25 protein-coding genes are annotated in these 23,761 nt (G+C 46.9%); 16 read left to right on the forward strand and 9 right to left on the reverse strand.

Going from position 1 to position 23,761, the window contains the following annotated elements; all coding sequences use genetic code 11:
* Window positions 1–84: 84 nt before the first annotated feature.
* Both carB and carA read right to left on the reverse strand, forming a co-directional pair.
* A complete protein-coding gene (carB, locus tag RF679_RS10255) occupies window positions 85–3,303 on the reverse strand; it encodes a carbamoyl-phosphate synthase large subunit (protein ID WP_309480544.1) in 3,219 nt (1,072 codons plus the stop codon).
* A gap of 1 nt (window position 3,304) precedes the next feature.
* Window positions 3,305–4,510: a glutamine-hydrolyzing carbamoyl-phosphate synthase small subunit gene (gene carA / locus RF679_RS10260; RefSeq protein WP_309480545.1), complete on the reverse strand. Its 1,206-nt coding sequence runs from the start codon at window positions 4,508–4,510 to the stop codon at window positions 3,305–3,307.
* 448 nt (window positions 4,511–4,958) lie between these two features.
* Between carA and rsxB the strand changes: the two genes are divergently transcribed.
* The gene (gene rsxB / locus RF679_RS10265; RefSeq protein ID WP_309480546.1) at window positions 4,959–5,630 is read left to right on the forward strand and encodes an electron transport complex subunit RsxB; all 672 of its coding nucleotides are present in this window, start codon (window positions 4,959–4,961) and stop codon (window positions 5,628–5,630) included.
* A gap of 48 nt (window positions 5,631–5,678) precedes the next feature.
* On the forward strand, window positions 5,679–6,326 hold the full coding sequence (gene nth, locus RF679_RS10270) for an endonuclease III (RefSeq protein ID WP_309480547.1): 648 nt from the start codon (window positions 5,679–5,681) through the stop codon (window positions 6,324–6,326).
* 56 nt (window positions 6,327–6,382) lie between these two features.
* Here the strand turns inward: nth and RF679_RS10275 are convergent, their stop codons facing one another.
* Window positions 6,383–6,967, reverse strand: coding sequence for a malonic semialdehyde reductase (locus RF679_RS10275; protein ID WP_309480548.1), 585 nt, complete (start codon window positions 6,965–6,967; stop codon window positions 6,383–6,385).
* A gap of 163 nt (window positions 6,968–7,130) precedes the next feature.
* On the opposite strand from RF679_RS10275, the gene RF679_RS10280 reads away from it, so the two are divergent.
* The gene (locus tag RF679_RS10280; RefSeq protein WP_309480549.1) at window positions 7,131–7,562 is read left to right on the forward strand and encodes a DUF1841 family protein; all 432 of its coding nucleotides are present in this window, start codon (window positions 7,131–7,133) and stop codon (window positions 7,560–7,562) included.
* A gap of 52 nt (window positions 7,563–7,614) precedes the next feature.
* Here the strand turns inward: RF679_RS10280 and RF679_RS10285 are convergent, their stop codons facing one another.
* On the reverse strand, window positions 7,615–7,959 hold the full coding sequence (locus tag RF679_RS10285) for a c-type cytochrome (protein ID WP_309480550.1): 345 nt from the start codon (window positions 7,957–7,959) through the stop codon (window positions 7,615–7,617).
* Between the two features lie 13 nt (window positions 7,960–7,972).
* Entirely contained in the window at window positions 7,973–8,293 is a 321-nt protein-coding gene (locus tag RF679_RS10290; RefSeq protein WP_309480551.1) for a c-type cytochrome, read from the reverse strand.
* Window positions 8,294–8,553: 260 nt separating this feature from the next.
* On the opposite strand from RF679_RS10290, the gene RF679_RS10295 reads away from it, so the two are divergent.
* Both RF679_RS10295 and RF679_RS10300 read left to right on the forward strand, forming a co-directional pair.
* On the forward strand, window positions 8,554–9,408 hold the full coding sequence (locus RF679_RS10295) for an AAA family ATPase (protein WP_309480552.1): 855 nt from the start codon (window positions 8,554–8,556) through the stop codon (window positions 9,406–9,408).
* A 183-nt stretch (window positions 9,409–9,591) separates the two neighbouring features.
* The gene (locus tag RF679_RS10300) at window positions 9,592–10,884 is read left to right on the forward strand and encodes an IS4 family transposase (protein ID WP_309480553.1); all 1,293 of its coding nucleotides are present in this window, start codon (window positions 9,592–9,594) and stop codon (window positions 10,882–10,884) included.
* A 126-nt stretch (window positions 10,885–11,010) separates the two neighbouring features.
* Here RF679_RS10300 and ilvC read toward each other — a convergent pair whose 3' ends face one another.
* The 3 genes from ilvC to RF679_RS10315 form a co-directional block, all read right to left on the reverse strand.
* The gene (gene ilvC, locus RF679_RS10305) at window positions 11,011–12,027 is read right to left on the reverse strand and encodes a ketol-acid reductoisomerase (protein WP_309480554.1); all 1,017 of its coding nucleotides are present in this window, start codon (window positions 12,025–12,027) and stop codon (window positions 11,011–11,013) included.
* Window positions 12,028–12,144: 117 nt separating this feature from the next.
* A complete protein-coding gene (gene ilvN / locus RF679_RS10310; RefSeq protein WP_309480555.1) occupies window positions 12,145–12,636 on the reverse strand; it encodes an acetolactate synthase small subunit in 492 nt (163 codons plus the stop codon).
* The gene (locus RF679_RS10315) at window positions 12,636–14,411 is read right to left on the reverse strand and encodes an acetolactate synthase 3 catalytic subunit (protein ID WP_309480556.1); all 1,776 of its coding nucleotides are present in this window, start codon (window positions 14,409–14,411) and stop codon (window positions 12,636–12,638) included. The genes ilvN and RF679_RS10315 overlap by 1 nt, the downstream gene beginning before the upstream one ends.
* Window positions 14,412–15,064: 653 nt before the next feature.
* On the opposite strand from RF679_RS10315, the gene RF679_RS10320 reads away from it, so the two are divergent.
* From RF679_RS10320 to RF679_RS10365, 10 genes are all read left to right on the forward strand, one after another.
* Window positions 15,065–15,634, forward strand: coding sequence for an RNA polymerase sigma factor (locus tag RF679_RS10320; RefSeq protein WP_309480557.1), 570 nt, complete (start codon window positions 15,065–15,067; stop codon window positions 15,632–15,634).
* The gene (locus RF679_RS10325; RefSeq protein WP_309480558.1) at window positions 15,631–16,068 is read left to right on the forward strand and encodes a DUF3619 family protein; all 438 of its coding nucleotides are present in this window, start codon (window positions 15,631–15,633) and stop codon (window positions 16,066–16,068) included. Before RF679_RS10320 ends, RF679_RS10325 begins: the two co-directional genes overlap by 4 nt.
* Window positions 16,069–16,253: 185 nt before the next feature.
* Complete coding sequence (locus RF679_RS10330; RefSeq protein WP_373921667.1) at window positions 16,254–16,679, forward strand: DUF3106 domain-containing protein; 426 nt, start codon at window positions 16,254–16,256, stop codon at window positions 16,677–16,679.
* Window positions 16,679–17,200 carry an RDD family protein gene (locus RF679_RS10335; protein WP_309480560.1) on the forward strand — a complete coding sequence of 174 codons (522 nt, stop codon included), beginning with the start codon at window positions 16,679–16,681 and terminating at the stop codon, window positions 17,198–17,200. The genes RF679_RS10330 and RF679_RS10335 overlap by 1 nt, the downstream gene beginning before the upstream one ends.
* Window positions 17,201–17,364: 164 nt before the next feature.
* On the forward strand, window positions 17,365–18,039 hold the full coding sequence (locus tag RF679_RS10340; RefSeq protein ID WP_309480561.1) for a TetR/AcrR family transcriptional regulator: 675 nt from the start codon (window positions 17,365–17,367) through the stop codon (window positions 18,037–18,039).
* Between the two features lie 23 nt (window positions 18,040–18,062).
* A complete protein-coding gene (locus RF679_RS10345; RefSeq protein WP_309480562.1) occupies window positions 18,063–18,629 on the forward strand; it encodes an LOG family protein in 567 nt (188 codons plus the stop codon).
* A gap of 179 nt (window positions 18,630–18,808) precedes the next feature.
* Window positions 18,809–19,015, forward strand: a complete 207-nt coding sequence (locus RF679_RS10350; protein WP_309480563.1) for a DUF3460 family protein — start codon at window positions 18,809–18,811, stop codon at window positions 19,013–19,015.
* 63 nt (window positions 19,016–19,078) lie between these two features.
* Window positions 19,079–19,933 carry a segregation and condensation protein A gene (locus tag RF679_RS10355; protein WP_309480564.1) on the forward strand — a complete coding sequence of 285 codons (855 nt, stop codon included), beginning with the start codon at window positions 19,079–19,081 and terminating at the stop codon, window positions 19,931–19,933.
* 58 nt (window positions 19,934–19,991) lie between these two features.
* Entirely contained in the window at window positions 19,992–20,831 is an 840-nt protein-coding gene (panC, locus tag RF679_RS10360) for a pantoate--beta-alanine ligase (RefSeq protein WP_309480565.1), read from the forward strand.
* Window positions 20,831–21,736, forward strand: coding sequence for a cobalamin-binding protein (locus tag RF679_RS10365; protein ID WP_309480566.1), 906 nt, complete (start codon window positions 20,831–20,833; stop codon window positions 21,734–21,736). The genes panC and RF679_RS10365 overlap by 1 nt, the downstream gene beginning before the upstream one ends.
* Window positions 21,737–21,743: 7 nt before the next feature.
* Here RF679_RS10365 and RF679_RS10370 read toward each other — a convergent pair whose 3' ends face one another.
* A complete protein-coding gene (locus RF679_RS10370; protein WP_309480567.1) occupies window positions 21,744–22,553 on the reverse strand; it encodes a M90 family metallopeptidase in 810 nt (269 codons plus the stop codon).
* Window positions 22,554–22,780: 227 nt separating this feature from the next.
* On the opposite strand from RF679_RS10370, the gene rarD reads away from it, so the two are divergent.
* Window positions 22,781–23,698: an EamA family transporter RarD gene (rarD, locus tag RF679_RS10375; protein WP_309480568.1), complete on the forward strand. Its 918-nt coding sequence runs from the start codon at window positions 22,781–22,783 to the stop codon at window positions 23,696–23,698.
* The last annotated feature ends 63 nt before the right edge of the window (window positions 23,699–23,761 follow it).

The following is a 23,761-nucleotide window of genomic DNA, read 5'->3' on the forward strand; positions in this document are numbered from 1 at the left end:
ATAACGCATCACGCTACCTGTTGTGACCTCCGTTTTTCTTACGCTAAAGCCCAGAACGAGAACATTCAGGACTTCAAGTTGTGCTTAGTGTAAAGACTTATGCAGCCCTTGTAAATCGTAGACATGCAATTCGTTCAGATGACGCATCCCCTCAACCGCGGCTTCTGCACCAGCGATCGTGGTAATTGTGGTCGCGCCAGAACCTAAGGCCGCCACACGAATCGAACGAGAATCCGCAATCGCATTACGTTTTTCTTCGACTGTGTTAATGACCAATGCGACCTCGCGATTCTTGAGCATATCAACCACATGTGGACGTCCCTCAGCCACTTTATTGACTGCAGCACAAGGCACACCAGCAGCAGAAATCGCCGCAGCCGTTCCCTTTGTCGCTGCCAACTCAAAGCCCATTGCGTGCAATTGCTTAGCAACATTGATTGCACGTGGTTTATCGGCATTCTTGATCGTCAAGAAGACCTTACCTGAACGCGGCAATTTGATACTTGCACCCATTTGCGATTTCACGAAGGCTTCACCGAAAGTACGGCCCACTCCCATCACTTCGCCTGTTGATTTCATCTCAGGTCCTAGAATCGTATCAACACCTGGGAATTTCACGAATGGGAATACCGCTTCTTTCACACTGTAGTAAGACGGCACGACTTCTTTGTAAATGCCTTGAGAATCCAAAGATTGTCCCACCATGCAACGTGCGGCAATTTTTGCCAACTGCAGACCAGTCACTTTTGACACATACGGCACAGTGCGAGATGCACGTGGATTCACTTCCAACACGTACACCACATCTTCGCCGTCTTTCTGCTGAATCGCGAATTGAACGTTCATCAAACCAACTACGTTCAAACCCTTTGCCATCAAACTTGTTTGGCGCTTGAGCTCCTCAATCGTCGCTTGTTTCAATGAATATGGTGGTAAAGAACACGCCGAGTCGCCAGAGTGCACGCCTGCTTGTTCAATATGCTCCATCACACCTCCAATGAAGGTGCGCGTGCCGTCAGACAAGCAATCAACGTCCACTTCAATCGCATCATTCAAGAAACGATCCAATAAGACCGGGGAATCGTGCGAGACCTTCACGGCTTCACGCATGTAGCGTTCAAGATCACGTTGTTCATGCACGATTTCCATTGCACGACCACCCAATACGTAGGATGGGCGTACCACCAATGGATAACCAATTTCTTGTGCCAACGTCAGCGCTTCTTCTTCGGTACGCGCGGTACGGTTTGGAGGCTGACGCAAGCCGAGTTCGTGCAACATCTTCTGGAAGCGTTCGCGATCTTCTGCAGCATCGATCATGTCTGGCGAGGTACCAATAATCGGCACACCGTTAGCTTCGAGTTCGAGCGCCAATTTCAGAGGTGTTTGACCACCGTACTGAACGATCACGCCGACCGGTTTTTCGAGCTCGACGATTTCCAGCACATCTTCCAAAGTCAATGGTTCGAAATACAAACGATCGGAAGTATCGTAATCGGTAGAAACCGTTTCTGGATTACAGTTGACCATAATCGTTTCATAGCCATCGTCACGCATCGCGAACGCCGCGTGGACGCAGCAATAGTCGAACTCAATACCCTGACCAATACGATTCGGACCACCGCCCAACACCATAATTTTTTTCTTATCCGTTGGCGCTGACTCGCACTCTTCTTCGTATGTGGAATACATATAAGCCGTATTGGTCGCGAACTCACCTGCGCAAGTATCAACACGTTTATAGACTGGACGAACATTGAGTGCTTTGCGTTTTTCACGAACTGCGGCAGCCGTTGTTTTCAACAGTTTCGCCAAACGACGATCAGCAAAACCTTTTTTCTTCAACTTCAGCAACACGTCTTTCGTGATCGCATCGAGTGACTGCGTTTCAAGCCATAACTCGATATCAACGATATCCTTAATCTGCACCAAGAACCATGGATCAATACGCGTCAGTTGGTGCACTTCTTCAACTGTAAAGCCTTGAGCAAAAGCATCGCCGACATACCAAATACGATCAGGACCTGGCGCTCCCAATTCTTTTTCCAATACTTCGCGATCAGTGGTCTTTTCATTCATACCATCGACGCCAACCTCCAAGCCACGCAATGCTTTTTGGAAGGATTCTTGGAAGGTACGACCAATCGCCATCACTTCTCCGACAGATTTCATTTGCGTCGTTAAGCGATTATCAGCAGTTGGGAATTTTTCGAAAGCGAAACGTGGAATCTTGGTGACGACGTAGTCAATCGAAGGCTCAAAAGAGGCAGGCGTTTGACCACCAGTGATCTCATTACGCAACTCATCCAAAGTAAAGCCAACGGCCAGCTTCGCGGCAATTTTCGCGATCGGGAAACCGGTTGCTTTCGATGCCAACGCGGAGGAACGCGAGACACGTGGATTCATCTCAATCACGATCATGCGACCATCGGCTGGATTCACCGAAAACTGCACATTCGAACCACCGGTATCAACACCGATTTCACGCAGCACTGCCAAGGAGGCGTTACGCATGATTTGGTATTCTTTGTCAGTCAAAGTTTGCGCTGGTGCCACTGTAATCGAATCACCCGTGTGAACACCCATTGGATCTAAGTTTTCGATCGAGCACACGATAATGCAGTTATCTGCCTTATCGCGCACGACTTCCATTTCGTACTCTTTCCATCCGATCAAAGATTCTTCGATCAAGAGTTCACTCGTTGGCGATGCCTCAAGACCACGCTTACAAATAGTTTCGAATTCTTCATCGTTATACGCAATACCGCCACCTGTACCTCCCATGGTAAAAGATGGACGAATAATGACTGGAAAACCGATACGCTTTTGCACTTCCCAAGATTCTTCCATGGTATGGGCGACGCCAGAGCGCGCCGAACCCAAGCCAATTTTGGTCATCGCTTCTTTGAATTTCGAACGATCTTCCGCTTTATCAATCGCTTCAGGTGTCGCACCGATCAATTCACATTTGTATTTTTCGAGAACACCATGGCGATGCAAGTCCAAAGCACAATTCAAGGCTGTTTGACCGCCCATTGTCGGCAAAATCGCATCTGGGCGCTCTTTATCAATGATGCGCTCAACCACTTGCCATGTGATCGGCTCGATGTAAGTCACATCGGCCATTTCAGGATCAGTCATGATGGTCGCTGGATTGCTATTGACCAAAATAACTTTATAACCTTCCTCGCGCAACGCTTTACATGCTTGCGCACCAGAATAGTCAAATTCACAGGCCTGGCCAATAACGATTGGACCGGCGCCGATAATCAAAATACTTTTTATGTCATTACGCTTTGGCATCTTAATTCTTCTCCATTGCTGCACCAGATTTTGCAGCTTTCATCAGTGCAGTGAAACGATCGAACAGGTAGGCAATATCATGCGGACCTGGAGACGCTTCAGGATGCCCTTGGAAACAAAATGCCGGTTTATCAGTACGTGCAAAACCTTGCAAAGAACCGTCAAACAAAGACACGTGAGTCACACGGCAATTCGCAGGGAGAGATGCCGCATCAACCGCAAAACCGTGATTTTGGGACGTAATCAAAACCTGTTTGCTATCAAGATCTTGCACTGGGTGGTTAGCGCCATGGTGACCAAACTTCATCTTCAAGGTTTTCGCTCCCGATGCCAGTGCCATAATTTGATGGCCTAAACAAATACCAAAAGTTGGAATGCCTTTTTCGATCAACTCTTTGGCTGCTGCAATGGCGTAATCACATGGCTCTGGATCGCCAGGACCATTCGACAAGAACACGCCATCCGGATTCAAAGCCAGTACATCGGCTGCACTCGATTGCGCAGGCAACACCGTCACTTTGCAGCCGCGCTGCGCCAACATACGCAAGATATTGCGCTTCACGCCAAAGTCAAAGGCCACCACATGGAATTCTGGCTGAGTTTGTTGACCGTAACCTTCACCCAATTTCCATTCAGTCTCAGTCCACTCGTAAGCCTTCGTGACTGACACCACTTTGGCCAAATCCATACCAGACAAACCTGGGAAAGACTTCGCCAACTCCAAGGCTTTCGCTGCATCATTACCGACCAGAATCGCGCCGCCCTGTGCACCCTTCTCACGCAAGATACGCGTCAACTTACGCGTATCAATACCAGCGATAGCGACGATGTTCTGCGACTTCAAATAATCAGACAAAGATTGCTCTGAGCGGAAGTTAGAAACCAACATAGGCAAGTCTTTGATGATCAAGCCAGCTGCATGAATTTTGTCGGACTCAACGTCTTCGCTATTCACACCTGTATTGCCGATGTGCGGATATGTCAGCGTCACGATTTGCGAGCTATAGCTTGGATCCGTCAAGATCTCTTGATAACCCGTCATCGACGTATTGAAAACAACTTCACCAATAGTTTGTCCGGAAGCGCCGATAGAAACGCCAGTAAAAATCGTGCCGTCAGCGAGGGCAAGAATGGCGATTGCGTCGGGGTTAGAACTGAGGGACTGCGGAATGGGCAGCAAGGGCAACTCCTGTAGTGTGGCCATCATTGCGCGCCCAAGCGATCATTGCTTGAGATTCTCGTGATTGCTAACTTGCTAGACTTCGTCGAATAGTATTGCGCTATCCGAATAAAGAAAAAACAATCACAATAAAGAATGATTTCGTGGATACGCGCTATGACGAGATTTGAATTAGTTAAACCCTCGAATTATAGCGCATTTAGCACCATCGATCAAATGCTCCGAGCCCACTAGGATCTCTCTCCCTCTATTTCAAGGCGCATTGCAAAAATGGCAGGTGCATACCTCATCGATCAATATCACCTCAACAACTAATGGAATGGACAAAATCATGTCGATCTCGTAATTTCGATTCGCGGTCCAAACAGCAGAAGCCGCATCCTTTCTACTGCCATCACCATCAATCCATTTGTCTAGTACCCACTTTGCAAGGATAATACGGCCTTCGAACATTTACCCATAGTACATTCTCATCGTGTCTAGTTCACTCGCCGAACAAATCGATCGCATTCTTCCGCAAACACAATGCACCAAATGTGGTTATCCAGACTGCTCAAGCTACGCCGTCGCCATTGCAAATAAAGAAGCTAGCTACAATCAATGCCCACCCGGTGGAGCAGAAGGCATTGCACGGATCGCGCAGTTAATTCAACAGCCTATCATTGCACTCAATCCACAGCATGGTGTTGAACGACCGTTACGAGTTGCTTTGATTGATGAGCAACATTGCATAGGTTGTACGCTTTGCATACAAGCCTGCCCCGTTGATGCCATTATGGGCGCTAACAAGCACATGCATACGGTTATCCCAGAACTTTGCACTGGTTGCGACCTTTGCCTTGATCCCTGCCCTGTTGATTGCATCACGATGGAAGATGTAGACCGTAGCTCAAGCCCTGCAACGGGCTGGGCGGCATGGTCGACCACCCAAGCAGACTCCGCGAAACAACGCTACCTCTCGCGGAAGCAGCGCTTAATTCGTGAAAAACAAGAAAATCAAGCACGTTTACTAGCCAAGGCACAAGAAAAGCTCAAACTAGTCGAAGCAGAACTTAGCCAAACACAAGCAGAGCTGGATGAGAAGGATCGCAAAAAACGCATCATCGCCGATGCGATTCGAAAAGCAGCCCTAAAAAAAACACAATAAAAGACCCAATAAAAGACCTCATAACTATGCCAGTATGAGCACGCGACCATGAATCAAGAAAAACGTCAGCAGATTTTCACTCGACTCCGCCAGCAAAATCCGAATCCGGCGACAGAGCTCGAGTACACCAGCCCTTTTGAGCTTTTAATCGCGGTACTTTTGTCAGCCCAAGCAACCGACGTCTCGGTCAACAAAGCGACTCGCAAACTCTATCCGGTGGCCAATACACCGCAGGCGATTCTCGCGCTTGGAGAGGAAGGTTTGATCCCTTTCATTCAGACCATCGGTCTCTATCGAACCAAAGCCAAGAATACGATTGCCACATGCAGAATTTTGATTGAGCAACATGGCGGGCAAGTACCTAGAGTGCGCGAAGCATTAGAAGCCTTACCTGGAGTTGGCCGAAAAACAGCTAATGTCGTTTTAAATACAGCCTTCGGTGAACCGACCATTGCCGTTGATACGCATATTTTCCGCGTCTCTAATCGCACGGGTATCGCACCTGGCAAGAATGTCGATATTGTCGAAGCTAATTTGCTCAAACATGTACCAAAAGAGTTTCGCCTCGACGCACACCACTGGCTCATTCTGCACGGTCGCTATACCTGCATTGCGCGCAACCCGAAATGCTGGAATTGCATGATCAATGATTTGTGTGAGTTCAAAGAAAAAACGCCACTACCGGATCTCCGGTAGTGGCGCCTTCAACTTTTACATCTTGCTCGATTGAGCTAGACAGGACAAAAATCAAATCAAACGATCTTGCACGCCTCGTCAAAGCTTAAACGTGGCGAACGCGGGAATAATTTTGCAGCATCACCGTAACCCAAATTGCAAACAAAATTTACCTTCACATTGCTACCAGCAAAAAATTCCGCATTGATTTTTTCTGCGTCGAAGCCTGACATAGGCCCACAGTCCAAACCAACTGCGCGCGCCGCTAACATCATGTAAGCACCCTGAAGGCTTGAGTTACGGAACGCCGTTGATTCAACGACTGCATCATTGCCTTCAAACCACGAACGAGCATCGGGGGCATGCGGAAACAATTTAATTAATTGTTCATAAAAGACCATATCCATGCCGACAATCGCTGTGACTGGAGCCTTACGCGTTTTTTCGGCATTTCCAGGTGACATACATGCGACTAACTTTGCTTTCTGCTCTGAAGATTTCACAAACACGATCCGCGCCGGTGAGCTATTCGCCGAAGTCGGCCCCCATTTCATCGCATCGTAAATGGCATGCAATTGCTCATCTGAAATCGGTTTATCCAACCATTCATTATGGGTACGCGCATTTGAAAACAGCAACGCGAGTTGTTCTTGGCTTAACATTACCAGCTCCTTGTATTTTTGAAGTGCGAAATGATACAGTAATTTTAAGAATGCCTCTTATTAGAAGCTCAAAGCGCGCCCAACAATAGCTCGATACCTCTCAATCAAAATCAAGGTAAAATGCGCGCTCTTTATCGTCCCTCTCCCGACCCAAATAAGATCTATGTTCAATCCTAGTCAAGCCGATGTGCGACGCTTCTTTTGCGAAACCTTTCGAAAATATCACGCGAAAGAATTGCTCACGCCACTTGAAACGATCGCCGCAGATTGGATTGCGGAGCACCCCGAATATACTGAGGATTTTCGCGATGTCGACGCTGCACTAGCACGTGATTACAATGTTGAAAGCGGCAAGACCAATCCTTTCCTACACTTGTCGATGCATCTCACGATTGCCGAGCAAGTCACGATCAATCAACCGCATGGCGTTCGTGTAGCCTACGAGGCACTCGCCTACAAGAAGAACTCGATCCACGAAGCACACCACGAAATGATGGACTGTCTCGGGGAAATGATTTGGACCTCACAACGCAATGGCACGCCACCTGATGGCGAAGCCTATATTGCAGCATTAATGCGCCGTGCTGGAAAATAAAAAAGCCGCGATGATCTCGCGGCTTTTCAAGGACTTAACTCTCTAATTTGAATTATTTCTTCAACACGAGTTCTGTCGGCAAGCTATTTAAGTATGCAGCGATGTTTTCGATATCTGCATTACTCAAAGCTTTGGCTTGACCTTCCATAATTGCATTGCTACGACCTGCCAGACCGTTAGCACCACGTTGGTAAGCCTTCAAAGCTTGTACCAAATAATCTTTGTGCTGACCCGCAAGTTTTGGATAGCTTGGGTCGATCGGATTCGTAAATTTATCACCGTGGCAAGATGCGCAATTGAATTTTGCAGCAGCTTCTTTACCCGCAGCGATGTTACCACCTGCAAACGCTGTTGAGGACGCTGCAATCATAGCAATAGCTAAAACGATTTTTTTCATTTGAATTCCCATCTTATTTTTGTTGTGAGTAATAAGCTGCGAGATCAGCAATGTCTTGATCGCTCAAGCTGCCAGCAATACCACGCATCGATGGGTGCTTGCGATCGCCTTTGCGATAGGCTTCCAAAGCACTCTTGATATAAGCTTCGCTCTGACCACCAATCATTGGCACTTGGTAAACTTGTGGGAAGGTAGCTTTATAACCAGGAATTGCGTGGCAGCCGATACACATCGCAACTTTGTTTTTAGCAGCTTCAGCATTGCCTTTGATATCTGCAGCAGCGCTCAACTGCGTAGCGCTCGCCAATGCGAGCAAAGCGATTAATTTTTTCATTTTAGCCAATTCAAGAAACAGAGTGACAGATTGATTTAAATCAGTATTTTAGCCGATAAAAATTAATTTTGCGCAAATTTCGACACTGCCGTCTGCTTTTCGGCAACGAGAATTTCTAGTTCAAATGCCAACTCATACCCGACATCGAAGAACAAATAAATCTAGCACTTAGTAAGCAAACCTCTAAAACTTAGCGTCTAAGATGCGCACAAATTTGTTTATACTGACAAGCAAATTTCTTACAGGACGTTACACAAAACATGACAACTCCGATTCGATTTGAAGGCGCAGATAACTACGTTGCCACCGATGATTTGAAACTCGCCGTCAATGCCGCCCTCACCCTGCAACGCCCTCTATTAATCAAAGGGGAACCCGGCACTGGCAAAACCATGCTCGCTGAAGAAGTTGCTGCGGCACTTGGAATGCCACTCCTACAATGGCACATCAAGTCGACTACGAAAGCACAACAGGGCTTGTACGAATACGATGCCGTCTCTCGTTTGCGCGATTCTCAATTGGGCGACGAACGTGTGAAAGATATCCAAAACTACATTGTCAAAGGCGTTCTCTGGCAAGCCTTCAGCGCGGATCAACCTGTCGTTTTGCTGATCGATGAAATCGATAAGGCAGACATCGAATTCCCGAATGATCTATTGCGTGAAATTGACCGCATGGAATTCTATGTGTACGAGACCCGCGAACTCATCAAAGCAAAACATCGCCCGCTCGTCATTATTACGTCGAATAACGAAAAAGAATTACCAGATGCTTTCTTGCGTCGCTGCTTTTTTCACTACATTAAATTCCCAGATAAAGACACCATGCGCGCCATCGTTGATGTTCATTTCCCGAACCTCAAAGCCGATCTTGTCACCGCCGCTTTGGAATCGTTTTATCAAATTCGTGAAGTCAACGGCATCAAGAAAAAACCTTCGACTTCAGAGCTGATCGATTGGCTCAGGCTATTGCTTGCAGAAGATATTTCACATGAGATACTACAATCAAAAGACGGTAAATACGCGATACCACCGCTACATGGCGCGCTCCTCAAAAACGAACAAGATGTGCATTTATTCGAACGTTTAATGGCGATGGCGAAGAATCATCGATAGGACATTTAATTCAATTGGCAAGCACGAAACACGGCCTTGCAGGTAGTTTCTAGCTACAGCGCCATGAACGCCGAGAATCGCAAAAAAAACCACCCCTGCGGGTTAATGCCGTTCAGTTAAGGCTGAACGGCATTTTTATTTTTCACTTGTAAACGTCACGTCATCCTGTTAACCTTCGTCGCGATGCTCGACGAACCTATTCATTTCTTAGCCAATTATCTCGAATTGCCCGACTGGAGGCGACTGGGAGAGCACTTACCTGTTGAATGGGTAGAGCAAGCGGTGCAGAGTACAGAAGCGACGAGTATTCGTCATCGACGGTTACCGGCTGAGCAGGTAGTTTGGCTCATGGTTGCCTTGGCAATCTATCGACACAAATCGATCAGTGAAGTGCTTGATGATCTCGGGCTGGCTGTACCAGACTCACATTCGCCATTTGTTAGTAAAAGTGCTGCTGCGCAAGCACGCCAACGTCTCGGATCGGAACCTTTAAAGTGGTTATTTGATCATTGCGCCCGCCATTGGTCCGAGCAAGATAGTAAAGCCTACATGTTCAAAGGGCTGCAGCTCTTTGCGATGGATGGAACAACACTTCGCACGCATGACACACCAGAAAATCGTGAGCATTTCGGCGAGCAACTGTATGCCAGCGGTGCGATCGCAAGCTATCCTCAAGTACGTGGCGTGACATTGACGGCGCTGCCGAAACACATTGTTCGTGCTGCCGCGTTCGGCCCCTATGGAACGAATGAAATGCTTTACGCGAAGCGATTGATTACCGAGATTCCAGATGACTCGCTGACGGTCTTTGATCGTGGATTCTTATCAGCCGAAATCTTAACGACGCTGATACAAAATGGTCGCAATCGTCACTTCATTATCCCAGCTAAATCCAACACAAAATGTGAGGTCCTCGAGGGCAGCGAAGATGATTATATTGTTCGAATGTGCGTATCACCACAGGCTCGTGCGAAATGTCCTGAGCTTCCAGAATTCTGGCAGGCACGCGCCGTAACCGTTACTGATCAACATGCGCGCAAGCACATCTTATTGACCTCCCTGTGTGAGCGCAAACGGTATAAGAAAGTTGATATCGCCCGATGTTACGAGAACCGATGGGGCATAGAAACGAGCTATCGGGAGCTCAAGCAAACCATGCTAGGAACAGCGCTTACACTAGGCTCGCAAACAGTTGATGGCGTATATCAAGAGATCTGGGGCACGTTGATCGCCTACAATTTAATCCGCTTGGAAATCGCTAAAGCAGCTCTCGTGGTGAAATGCGACCCAACTGAAGTGAGTTTTATACGCGCATTTCACTTGATTCAGTTTGAGCTACATTGGGCTGCCGTAACGCGGTCCTATGGAAAGCTCCCTGCCTCGATGAAACTCCTACGCGAAAGGCTGGTTAGCCTCCTCAAAGACGAACGATCCGATCGAAAATTCGACCGGGTCGTCAAGGCAAAACCAAACTGATATGCCGTTCGTACGCTACGAAAAACTTCTGAACTGAACGGCATTACACCCCTGCGGGTGGTTTTTAGCTTCGATGCTACGTGCGCATGCTTGCGCACGTTGGATGATGCCTTGAGCAGTGATCGATCAGTTCTTCGATTGATCGACCATTTTGTTCTTAGCAATCCATGGCATCATCGCACGCAATTTCGCACCAACCTGCTCAATTTGGTGCTCAGAGTTCAAGCGACGACGAGAAATTAGAGTTGGCGCACCTGCCTTGTTTTCCAAGATGAAGCTCTTCGCATATTCACCAGTTTGAATATCTTTCAAGCACTGACGCATCGCGTTTTTGGTCTCTGCGGTGACCACACGTGGACCAGTCACGTATTCGCCGTACTCAGCATTATTCGAGATCGAATAATTCATGTTGGCGATACCACCTTCATAAATCAAATCAACGATCAACTTCAATTCGTGCAAGCACTCAAAATACGCCATCTCTGGCGCATAACCAGCTTCAACCAACGTTTCAAAACCAGCTTTAATTAACTCGACTGCGCCGCCGCACAAAACTGCCTGTTCACCGAACAAATCCGTTTCTGTCTCTTCACGGAAATTCGTTTCGATAATGCCGGCACGGCCACCACCGTTCGCCATCGCATAGGACAAAGCGATATCACGGGCGGAGCCAGATTTATCTTGATAAACAGCGACCAGATGTGGCACACCGCCACCTTGTGTGTACGTCGCACGAACTGTATGACCAGGTGCTTTTGGCGCAACCATGATAACGTCCATATCAGCGCGTGGCACGACTTGACCATAGTGAACATTGAAGCCGTGTGCGAAGGCCAAAACGGCGCCTTGCTTCGCATGTGGGGCAACGTTTTCAGCGTAGACTTGAGCGATGTTTTCATCCGGCAGCAAAATCATGATGACATCAGCTTCTTTCACTGCATCATTGACTTCTGCCACTTTCAAGCCAGCTTTCTCTGCTTTATCCCAAGAAGCACCACCTTTGCGCAATGCCACAGTGATTTGACAGCCTGACTCACTCAAATTCAGAGCATGTGCGTGACCTTGAGAACCGTAACCGATGATGGCAACCTTCTTACCTTTGATCAAAGAGAGATCACAATCTTTATCGTAAAAAACTTTCATGTTGGTATCCTATTCAGTAAATTTAATCAAAAACGAAACATGTGAGCATTACATCGGACATAGGTTTATGTGCCGATCTAACACCATAAAAAATGACGCGCTAAAAATGAGAATTGCTTAGACTTTGAGAATGCGCTCGCCGCGACCGATGCCAGAGCCACCGGTACGCACCGTTTCCAGAATCGCCGCACGATCAATGGAGTCGATAAAGGCGTCCAACTTGCCTTTATTTCCTGTGAGTTCAATCGTGTAGCTTTTCTCAGTCACATCGATAATGCGACCGCGGAAGATGTCAGCTGTACGCTTCATTTCTTCGCGTTCTTTACCGACTGCGCGTACTTTAATCAACATCAGCTCGCGCTCGATGTGAGCGCCTTCTGTGAGATCAACGACCTTGACGACCTCGATCAAACGATTCAAATGTTTCGTGATCTGTTCGATCACATCATCTGAGCCAGTCGTGACAATGGTCATACGCGACAAAGTCGCATCTTCAGTTGGAGCAACCGTCAAGGTTTCAATGTTGTAACCGCGCGCAGAGAACAAGCCCACTACACGCGACAATGCGCCCGCTTCGTTTTCGAGCAATACAGAGATAATGTGTCGCATTACAAGTCCTCCGAACCAAGCAACATTTCAGTCAAGCCTTTGCCAGCTTTTACCATCGGCCAAACTTTTTCGTCTTGATCTGTAATGAAGTTCATGAAAACCAATTTATCTTTCATAGCAAACGCTTCTTGCAAAGCGCCGTCTACGTCAGCTGGATTTTCAATTTTCATTCCCACATGTCCATATGCTTCGACCAACTTCGTAAAGTCTGGCAATGAGTCCATATAGGATTCGGAGTATCGTCCTGCATAATCAATTTGCTGCCATTGGCGAACCATGCCGAGCGCACGGTTATTCAGCAAAATAATTTTGGGAGTCAAATGGTATTGCTTGCAGGTGGCAAGCTCTTGAATACACATTTGAATTGAGGCTTCTCCCGTAATACAAGCGACAGTGGCATCAGGATTCGCCATTTGTACGCCCATGGCATACGGCAAACCAACACCCATCGTGCCCAAACCACCAGAATTAATCCAGCGGCGTGGTTTGTTAAATTTGTAGTACTGTGCAGCCCACATTTGGTGTTGACCAACGTCTGAAGTGATGAAGGCATCACCCTTGGTCAATTCACACACTTTTTGAATAATGGCTTGTGGCTTGATGATCGTGGACGATTTCTCATAGCCCAAACAATCTTGTGCGCGCCATTGATTGATTTGCTTCCACCAATCGGCGAGTCCCTTGCTGTTTGGCTTAGCATCACTGGCAGCCAATTGCGACAACATTTCCACCAATACATCTTTGACATTGCCGACGATAGGAATATCAACTTTAACGCGCTTGGAAATCGACGAAGGATCAATATCAACGTGAATGATCTTGCGTGGATGTGTCGCAAAATGCTTAGGATTACCGATCACACGGTCATCAAAACGAGCGCCAATCGCGATCAACACGTCACAGTGCTGCATCGCCATATTGGCCTCATAAGTTCCGTGCATGCCCGGCATACCAACGAACTTTTCATCGGTAGCGCGATAACCACCTAAACCCATCAGAGTATTAGTGCAAGGGAAGCCCAGTTGGTCTACCAACTTATTCAATTCCGGCGCAGCGTTTGCCAAAATCACGCCACCACCGGTATAAATCATGGGGCGCTCTGCTTGGAGCATCAACTGCACCGCTTTACGAATTTGACCTGCATGCCCTTTATCGACTGGGCGATAAGAGCGCATTTCAATTTCTTTTGGATAGTGATAAGTCGTTTTTTGATTACTGATATCTTTCGGAATATCAATCAAAACAGGACCAGGACGCCCAGTCGTCGCGATAAAGAAGGCTTTCTTTACCGTCTCCGCGAGCAGACGAACATCTTTCACTAAGAAATTATGCTTCACGCAAGGGCGTGTAATACCAACAGTATCACACTCTTGGAAAGCATCTTCACCAATGGCGTGACTTGGCACCTGACCAGAAATCACGACCATTGGAATGGAATCCATATAGGCGGTCGCCAAACCCGTGACAGCATTTGTCACACCCGGCCCCGACGTCACCAAAGCCACACCGACTTTATTAGACGAACGCGAATAGGCATCTGCCGCATGAATTGCAGCTTGCTCGTGGCGAACCAATACGTGTTGAAATTTGCGCTGATTAAAAATAGCGTCGTAGATATAAAGGACGGCACCGCCTGGATAACCAAAAACGTGCTCTACTCCTTCTTCTGCTAAGCACTTGACCAGAATTTCTGCGCCTGTGTACTCAGTGTTGCGATCCGAATGCTTATCCGCACCGCGTTCCGATTGACGATCGGACGGTCGTTCTGAACTCATCTTGTTTCCTTTCAAGGTCCATAGGAGATTGATCGGATGTTCTTTCCTGACGAAATTCAAGTTTCAACAGCATTCACCTGACGTTCCTTTTTGTGCGGTCACTTTTACCTTCTACCACCCGTTGGGTGATATTCCAGAAAAAGCTTAATGGCGACTCGTGCAGACAGGATATAGCTAAGAAATCTTACATTTCTCACGCTTGTGGCATGGGTTAGAACAAACAGCTACTAACATTTACTGATAGTGACTTGCTGACACAGGCATTGTGGGCCAAATCAACAAGTTGGGATACCTCGAGATTTTGAGGCGAGGCTCTACAGTACTGCGATGCAGCAAATAGGTCAAGTATATTTAGCGAATATTCATAGGATTTCTTGTTTTTCATTTGATTTGACGGCAAAACTCCCCTTCCAGCCAGATTTCGAACACGAAAATGCGCGACAGTCGAAGATTTTTTTGTTAGCATGTGCGCACTTTTGGTGCAGCGGAATCATGGCCTAAAATAAATATAAAGGCTCAGCAACCGCACAGAGAATCAACAGTCAACGTTTTCTCATTTCATAACGTTACTGGCAATAAATTGCCAAGTACAGATCTGAAAGCATAGAAACTGTTCTGCACCATTTTTGCATTAGGATCACAAAACCAAACGCATGGCTACAAGTAAAGAACTTTCTAACTTCCTCGAAGGCGTAGAACGCCGTGCCTTTAAGCACGCGGTTTACATGGTTAGAAATGAAGAATCCGCCTTGGACATCGTTCAAGACTCGATGATTAAGTTATCCGAAAAATACGGCGATAAGCCTGCCGCCGAACTTCCTTTGCTATTCCAGCGTATTTTACAAAACACGATTCTTGATTTTTTCCGCCGCGAGAAAGTTCGTAACAACTGGGTGTCACTGTTTTCCAATATCGGCCCCAATGATGGCGAAGATGACAATTTTGATTTGCTTGAAAATTTTTCATCTGAAGAAGGCAGCGAGGCTGCAGAATCAACAGAAAATAAGTTGGAAAGAGAACAAGTTCTCAATATCATTGATGACGAAATAAAAAAACTTCCAACGCGTCAACGAGAAGCCTTTCTCATGCGTTACTGGGAAGACATGGATGTCGCGGAGACCGCCCTTGCTATGGGTTGCTCGGAAGGAAGCGTCAAAACGCATTGCTCTCGCGCCACACACACTTTAGCCGCCGCCCTTAAAGCTCTAGGAGTGCACTTATGAACTACGCCAAAGAAAAAGCCGAAATTGACTTTGCATACAAGGTCCGTCGCGCCATGACCGAATCGGCAGAAAACATACCAGAGCCAACCTTAGAAAAATTAGCTAAGGCAAGAGAGCTCGCATTAGCACGTCAAAAACCTGAAGGTGGTGCCGCAATTCTTGCTCTTAGTGGTGCATTGGCGGGAGGCGCGGGACGCTCTATCACACAACGTCCATGGTTAAGAAAACTCGCATTTTCACTTCCTCTGATCGTACTCGCAGTCGGCCTGTACGGCATCTACGAACACGAACAACAACAACAAATCAATGACTTAGCTGAAATTGACGCGGCTGTTTTAGTTGACGAGTTACCTCCAGATGCTTATGTTGACAATGGTTTTAATGCCTATCTCAACAAAGACAACAAACCTTCTGAGCAAAAAGTCGAGGAATAAATTTGGCTATGAGCAAATACGGTCAGCCTAGCAAACGCAGCAAATTTAGCGGCTTTCGTTTTTTAAACATAAAAGTCGCAGTTGTTATTATTGCAGCGCTGTTAGGGCTCGCACACCTCCAGGCGTACGCGGGTTCTTCAAGTACGGTTGCCAACTCGACGCAAATAAAATGGACGAACCTCACAGTGGAGCAAAAAACCGCTCTTTCTGCTTTGTCGGCGGAGTGGGACAATATGGACGGCTTGCGCCAAAAGAAATGGCTTGGCATTGCCGACAAATATTCCACGATGAAGCCTGAAGAGCAAAAGCGCGTGCAAGAAAGAGTGGCCGCATGGGTCAAACTCAGTCCTGAGCAACGTATGCTGGCACGCGAAAACTTCACGAATACAGCAAAAAAGTCGCCAGAGCAAAAATCAGCGCAATGGCAGCAGTATCAACAATTGAGTGACGCAGAGAAGCAAAAGCTCGCATCCGAGGCAAAAACTAAGAAGAGTGTCACAACAATTCAACCAGAATCAAAACGGACTGGAATCGTACTTGAACCACTTAAAAAGGTTCCCCCGACGAAACTAGACGCTTCAGCAACTTCACAACCAACAACGAATAAATAGTGTCTTTAGTAACAAACTCCCCACAATTTATTACACCTTCTATCAAACGGCGCCTTATATGCATGATCTATGAGGCGCTCTTGGTTTTTGGCGTTATTTTCTTTTCTAGCTTCATTTTTGACGTTGTGACGCAGAGCAAGCATGCACTCAAGCTTCGTGAAGCTCGCGAAGCGTTTCTCTTCGTCGTCATAGGTTGCTATTTTGTCTTTTTTTGGCGAAGGTCCGGACAAACGCTCGCCATGCAAACATGGCGAATTAAAGTCGTTGACCTTGATGGTCAACGACTCCCGTTGATTAAAGCTATCGTACGATATTGTTTCGCATGGGGATGGTGCTTGCCAGGCTTAGTAGTGGCACACCAACTTGGCTTAAAAGAGACGGCATCACTCATTCCCGTAGGCGTCGGTTTCACCCTCTGGGCCTTGACCGCATACTTCGAACGCAATATGCAGTTTTTACATGACCGACTCGCAAAAACTAAACTTATTGAACTCCCCGCAGTTACAAAAAATTCAAACTAATCAGTTTGCTGGAAGCTCTTTCATTTCTGGTCGGCTATAAGTTTCAAATAAGTTTCAGTGAAACCCCAAATTTCTCACGAGAAATTTGGGAGAATACTCTAATCAATGCTATTCTAATGCCAAACGATCGAGACTAAAGACTAATAAGATCTATAGGCATTTTCATGCAGACTAAGACACCAAGACGCACCCGAGACAGAATTCTTGACCTTTCACTAAAGCTTTTTAATGACTTTGGTGAGCCTAACATCACCACGACGATTATTGCTGAAGAGATGAGTATCTCGCCTGGCAACCTTTACTACCATTTTCGTAACAAAGAAGATATCGTCAACTCCCTTTTCCTGCAGTTCGAAGAGGAAATCAATAAGAAACTCGCCTTTCCTCAAGGACGCAAAGCCAACATTCAAGACATTTGGACCTATTTGCATCTCACATTTGAGCTGATTTGGCGCTATCGTTTTTTCTATCGCGACTTGAATGACCTACTCACTCGCAATCGGAAACTCGAGTTGACGTTTAAACAAATCCTGAACCATAAGATTAAAGTAGCGACGGAACTTTGCATTGGCCTCAGAGCTGATGGCGAATTCGATGCAGATGACATCACGATCGATGCATTAGCGACCAACATGGTAGTGGTTGCCACTTACTGGCTCTCTTACGAATACGTCAGAAATCCAAGAAAATATACAGAACTGCAAACAATGTCTGAATCCTTGGCGCGCGGCTGCTACCAAGTCATCGTTCAGATTAGCCCCTACTTACGAGGCAATACCCGTGAAGTATTTGAGAAACTCTCACAAGACTATCTGCTGAAAATCAAGCAGCAAGCTTAGATTTTCAAAACGGAAAGACAGAAATGAAATCGGTATGCGTTTACTGCGGTTCCGCTTCGGGCAATTCGCCAACATATACTGCACAAGCAAAGAATCTTGCGGCTCAGCTTGTAGAGCATAAACTCGACCTCGTTTATGGCGGCGGCGATGTTGGCTTAATGAAGGTGATCGCTGATGAAGTCTTGCGCCTAGGTGGACACGTTACCGGAGTCATTCCCCAAGCACTCTTTGATCGCGAAGTCGGTCACCCCAATTTGCAAAAGTTGCATATTGTCAACAATATGCACGAACGCAAAGCATTAATGGCTGAGCTTTCGGATGGTTTCATTGCCATGCCGGGCGGATTAGGTACTCTTGAGGAGTTATTTGAGATGTTTACTTGGCTACAGCTCGGTTTCCACCATAAACCGCTCGGCCTGTTAAATGTCAATTCTTACTACGACCATCTCTTACACTTCTTGGAAAATGCGGTTCAAGCCGGATTTCTGAAAGCGGAGCACAATGCCTTGCTTATTAAAGATGTTGATTGCTCTTTACTTTTGCAGCGGATGCAACATTTTGAAAATGCGATAAATGGGGTTCGCGCCTAGTAGAAAGATTCGGAACAACGAAAATCACACCTGAAATCATCGGACGATATAAAAAATCGTTGTTCCGATTGGCAATTGTGTGCGAAGCTCATCAGCTTTCCCGCGTTACAAGGTAAAATAACAAACTTACGCGTTCAGCGTGCAAATCACGTGAAACTCATTTTTTCTGGCATTCACCAATGAAATTCTCAAAACAATTCTCTCTTTATCAGTCTGAAGCGACTCAATTTTTGAATGGTCTCAAACAAGCTAACCCGAATCTCGAGCAATCTCAACGCGATGGTCGTGCTTTGCTTTGGGATAAGGCACCGATTGATTTAGATAATCAACGTCGCGTCAACGAGGCACGTGTAAAGCAGCAAGCCTACGTCTATCAGACTAAATAATTGCATTCATGCCTTGCGCTCCTAGGTTTTAGGTTACTGTAAGGCTCTATCGCAAAACGACGGATGTCGACCTCATCAATTCAAGCGACCGAGTTACCTCCAGCCGGTAACAATGACACGACGCCCGATGTCGTGGACGGCTTAGCTTTCGCCAAATTATATGGCGAGCCCCTGTTCAAGCTACCGAACGACTTATACATTCCACCCGATGCTCTTGAGATTTTTCTTGAAGCATTTGAAGGACCACTTGATTTATTGCTCTACCTGATCCGCAAACAGAATTTCAATATTCTTGACATTCCTATGGCGCAGGTCACTCAGCAATACCTGCAATATGTCGATCAAATACGCAAACATAACCTCGAGTTAGCGGCGGAGTATTTGCTGATGGCGGCCATGCTGATTGAGATCAAATCTCGCATGCTCGTTCCGAGTAACAAAACACAAGAGGGCGAAGAAGCTGACGATCCGCGCGCTGCACTGGTGCGCCGTCTGCTCGAGTATGAGCAAATGAAACTGGCAGCCTACGAACTCAATGCGATGCCACAGCTCGGTCGTGATTTTTTGCACGCGCAAGTTTTTATCGAACAGAACACGGTTTTACATTGGCCACAAGTTGATCTCAACGATTTAAAACAAGCTTGGGCTGACGTCTTGAAACGTGCCAAACTCGTCGCCCATCATAAAATTAGCCGAGAAGAATTATCGGTCCGCGAACACATGAGCTCCATTCTGCGTCGCTTACAAGACCACAAATTCGTTGAGTTTTCTGAATTATTCGATCCAAGTCGAGGCGCTCCCGTGGTGGTAGTCAATTTTGTCGCCCTACTAGAGCTAGCCAAAGAGACCTTAATTGAAATTACACAGGCAGAGTCATTCGCACCGATTTACGTGAGACTTGCATACGCTCCGGTTTAATGCTGTAGTACACACCAATAAAAACAAGTTTCACCCTTTATCACACACCAAGATTCCCATGAAAATCATTTCTAGCATCGAAGAACTGCGTGACCAATTACGTGGCCAGTTACGAACCGCGTTTGTTCCTACTATGGGGAATCTCCATGAAGGACATCTTTCATTGATGCGCCTTGCACGTCGTCACGGTGATCCAGTTGTTGCATCGATCTTTGTTAATCGGCTCCAATTTGGGCCAAACGAAGATTTCGACAAATACCCACGCACGTTCGAGGCTGACGTTGAGAAGTTGGAAAAAGAAGGTGTATATGTTCTCTTCGCACCGACAGAAAAAGATTTATATCCTGAACCACAAGAATATCGCGTTCAACCGCCTAACGATCTGGGTGACATCCTCGAAGGAGAATTCCGTCCAGGTTTTTTCAACGGCGTCAGCACCGTGGTAATGAAGTTGTTTTCGTGCGTACAACCAAAAGTTGCGGTGTTCGGAAAAAAAGACTATCAACAGCTGATGATCATCCGCAAGATGGCAAAACAGTTTGCCTTGCCGACTGAGATTATTGCAGCCGAAACTTGGCGTGCCGATGATGGTCTTGCGCTCTCATCACGCAATGGCTATTTGAGTAGCACTGAGCGGGAAGAAGCGCCCTTCCTCTATCAAACGCTTAATCGCGTGGCAGAAAGCGTCCGCGCTGGTAACCATGACTTGGTAACGATTGAACGCCAAGCCATGCAAGACTTGTCTGCGCGTGACTGGAAGCCAGACTACGTGGCGATTCGCAAACGCTCGAATTTACAAGCTCCAACAGTGGAAGATATCGCGGCTAATGAGGCGCTGGTGGTGTTGACCGCGGCAAAGCTGGGCAACACACGTCTCATCGACAATCTCGAAATTTAATGCGCTCCTTTTTTAGATTCGAAACTATCGCTTGGATCACCCTCCTCTTTGCTTGTATAGGGACGACACATAGTGCCTATGCAGACGTCAGTGTGATCGATGATGGCAAGCGAACTGTCCGCCTGACACAGCCAGCAAAACGCATCATCAGCCTCGCGCCACATGTCACAGAACTTGTGTTTGCCGCTGGCGCAGGCAAACAGCTTGTTGGCGTGTCGGAATACAGCGATTACCCAGAAGACGCGAAAAAAGTCGCCTCTATCGGCAGTATTTTTGCGCTTGATTTAGAGCGTCTGATTGCTCTTAAACCCGATCTGGTCATCATCTGGGGAACCGGTAACGCTAAGCATTTGGCGCAGAAACTACGTGACAATCAATTGACCGTATATGAAAACGAGCCGCATAGCTTTGAAGATATCGCCAGTAGTATTGAGAAGATCGCCATTCTGAGCGGTACTGAGGTTGTCGGTAAGGAGAACGCTCGACTTTTCCGACAACGCCTGCAAAGCCTCAATCAAGAATATCAGCTCAAAAACAAACAGACCCCAGTCCGTGTATTTCATCAGATGGTGAAATCGCCACTGATGACCGTCAACAAAGATCACTTTGTCTCGAAGATGATCGAAATCTGTGGCGGCACGAATGTGTTTGGGGATCTGAAAGACATCAGTGCGACCATCACGGTTGAAGCAATGTTAGCGACAAATCCGGATGTTATTTTTAGCAGCGGTAAAGAAAGTGGGAAGTTGCAAAACGAGTGGAATCAATTTCCCAACTTGAGTGCAGTGAAGAAGAAAAATCTGTTTAGCATTCCAGGTGATTGGTTGCATCGAGCTGGTCCGAGAGTGCTCGATGCAACTGAAATGTTGTGCAAGCAAATCCGCGAAGCACGTACTCGCCAGTAGCATCGAACTACTTCCAATCACGAGGATCGACACAATAGTAGTTGTACAGCTGTTGAAACAATTCGGGATGATAGTGCGCTAGCAAATCAGCTTGATAAAAATAGCTCTCGCTGCACACAGCAAAAAACTCCGCTGGATTGCTGGCACCGTAGGGGTCGATCAAAGTTTGGTATCCCTGCTCAAGCGCTTGGCACAGCCTGTCATATTCTGCGGAAAACACCTTCGCCCAATCCCGATAAGCACGTCGACTTGGCAAAGATGGCGCACCGTCGGTGCTCCCATCTTCGCTGTCCAATTGATGCGCGAATTCGTGGATCACCACATCATGTGCCCTTCCATCATCTACACTCGAACGCATAACTTCTTGCCATGCCAGAATGACTCGCCCATCACTCCACGATTCACCGCTAAGACTGTGTGCTACCTCAGTGACGACACCGCCCATTTGCACTTGTTGACGAGGCGCGTGAAACACATCGGGATAGACCAAAATGTGGGTCAACTTTGGGAACACTTGCGCATCACGATTCAACAGCAACAGACAGGCGCGTCCTGCAATGCAAACCCTTATTTCATCGGTAATCTCAAGTCCGTTACATCCGACAAAGGTTTTTTCAAACAAAAATTGTTTCACCCTCTGTTTCAATTGCAACTGCAAATCCACCGGCATATAGCGATACTGTGGCACGTAACGTCGCAAAATCTTCGCATGATGAGAGGGAAACGCGCGGCTTAAGACACGTTGCAAACGCAAACGTGGGATCACGAAAAACGCCAATATCAAACCCACACAAATTACGGCTAAAGCCCACATCATCACCCTTTCGACCAGTCATTTCAAAGCATACGAGTTAAGCATATGTGCACGAGGGTGCGCATTTCAAGGCAGGTAAATTCATTTCAAATCACTTATCCCAGCTTCCCTTCAGCAAACAAGAGTAATTGCTGCGATAATCTTGTTTTGCGTAAATTGCTTCGTCTTGCTGCACGGACTTCCACGCGCCGGCTTTCTCACTCACTCGGTCACTCACTCCATCCTATCGTATGCGCCAAGGCATTATTTACGCCGCTAGCTGTTATTTACTGTGGGGACTATTCCCGATCTACTTTCGTGCCTTGCGTGAGGTAGCACCGCTCGAGATTTTGATGCATAGAATGGTGTGGGCGCTACTTTTCTTGGGGATCATCTTAAGCATACGCAAGCAGTGGGCATGGCTCAGCGACATCATCAAACAACCTCGCGTCGTATTGAGATTCGCCGCTAGTGCTGCACTCTTATCAACCAACTGGTTCATTTACATTTGGTCGGTCAACAATGAACGTATTGTAGATGCCAGCCTCGGTTACTTCATGACGCCGCTGGTCAACGTTCTATTAGGCTTCCTCCTTCTCAAGGAAAAACTGCGTCCTGCGCAAACCCTTGCGGTGTTTTGTGCCGCAGCGGGTGTGGCTTGGATGACGTTTCATCTCGGGCATCTTCCTTATATCGGTTTAAGTCTCGCTTGCACCTTCGGCATGTACGGCTTGCTACGCAAGACAGCCAGTCTCGGCGCTTTAGAAGGACTTTCACTCGAAACCCTGATCTTATTTCCGTTCGCGTTTGCTTATCTCACGTTCTTGGCTATCCAAGGACAAAACGGATTTCTTCAAGCCAACTTATCAATTCAGTTATTGATCATAGCTGCTGGGCCCATTACTGCCATTCCTCTTCTATTGTTTGCAGCGGGCGCACGACGCATTCCCATGGCAACCTTGGGACTGCTGCAATATATCTCCCCGAGCATCCAACTCTTGATGGGCGTGGTCTTATACAACGAACACTTCGGTAACGACAAGCTGATCGGCTTTATGGGGATTTGGTTGGGCTTAATTCTGTATAGTGCCGATGGACTTCGACAAACATTTTTCAATAAAGGCAAAACCGAAGTCGAGACTAAAGCGCCGCTGGCACCACCCGATTAATGATACGAGTCGAGGGCCGAAATCGGCTAGAGCTGCTTTTTATAGGCTTTTTTGTATCAAAGC

The organism is Undibacterium cyanobacteriorum, from assembly GCF_031326225.1.
Taxonomy (GTDB): Bacteria; Pseudomonadota; Gammaproteobacteria; order Burkholderiales; family Burkholderiaceae_D; genus Undibacterium; species Undibacterium cyanobacteriorum.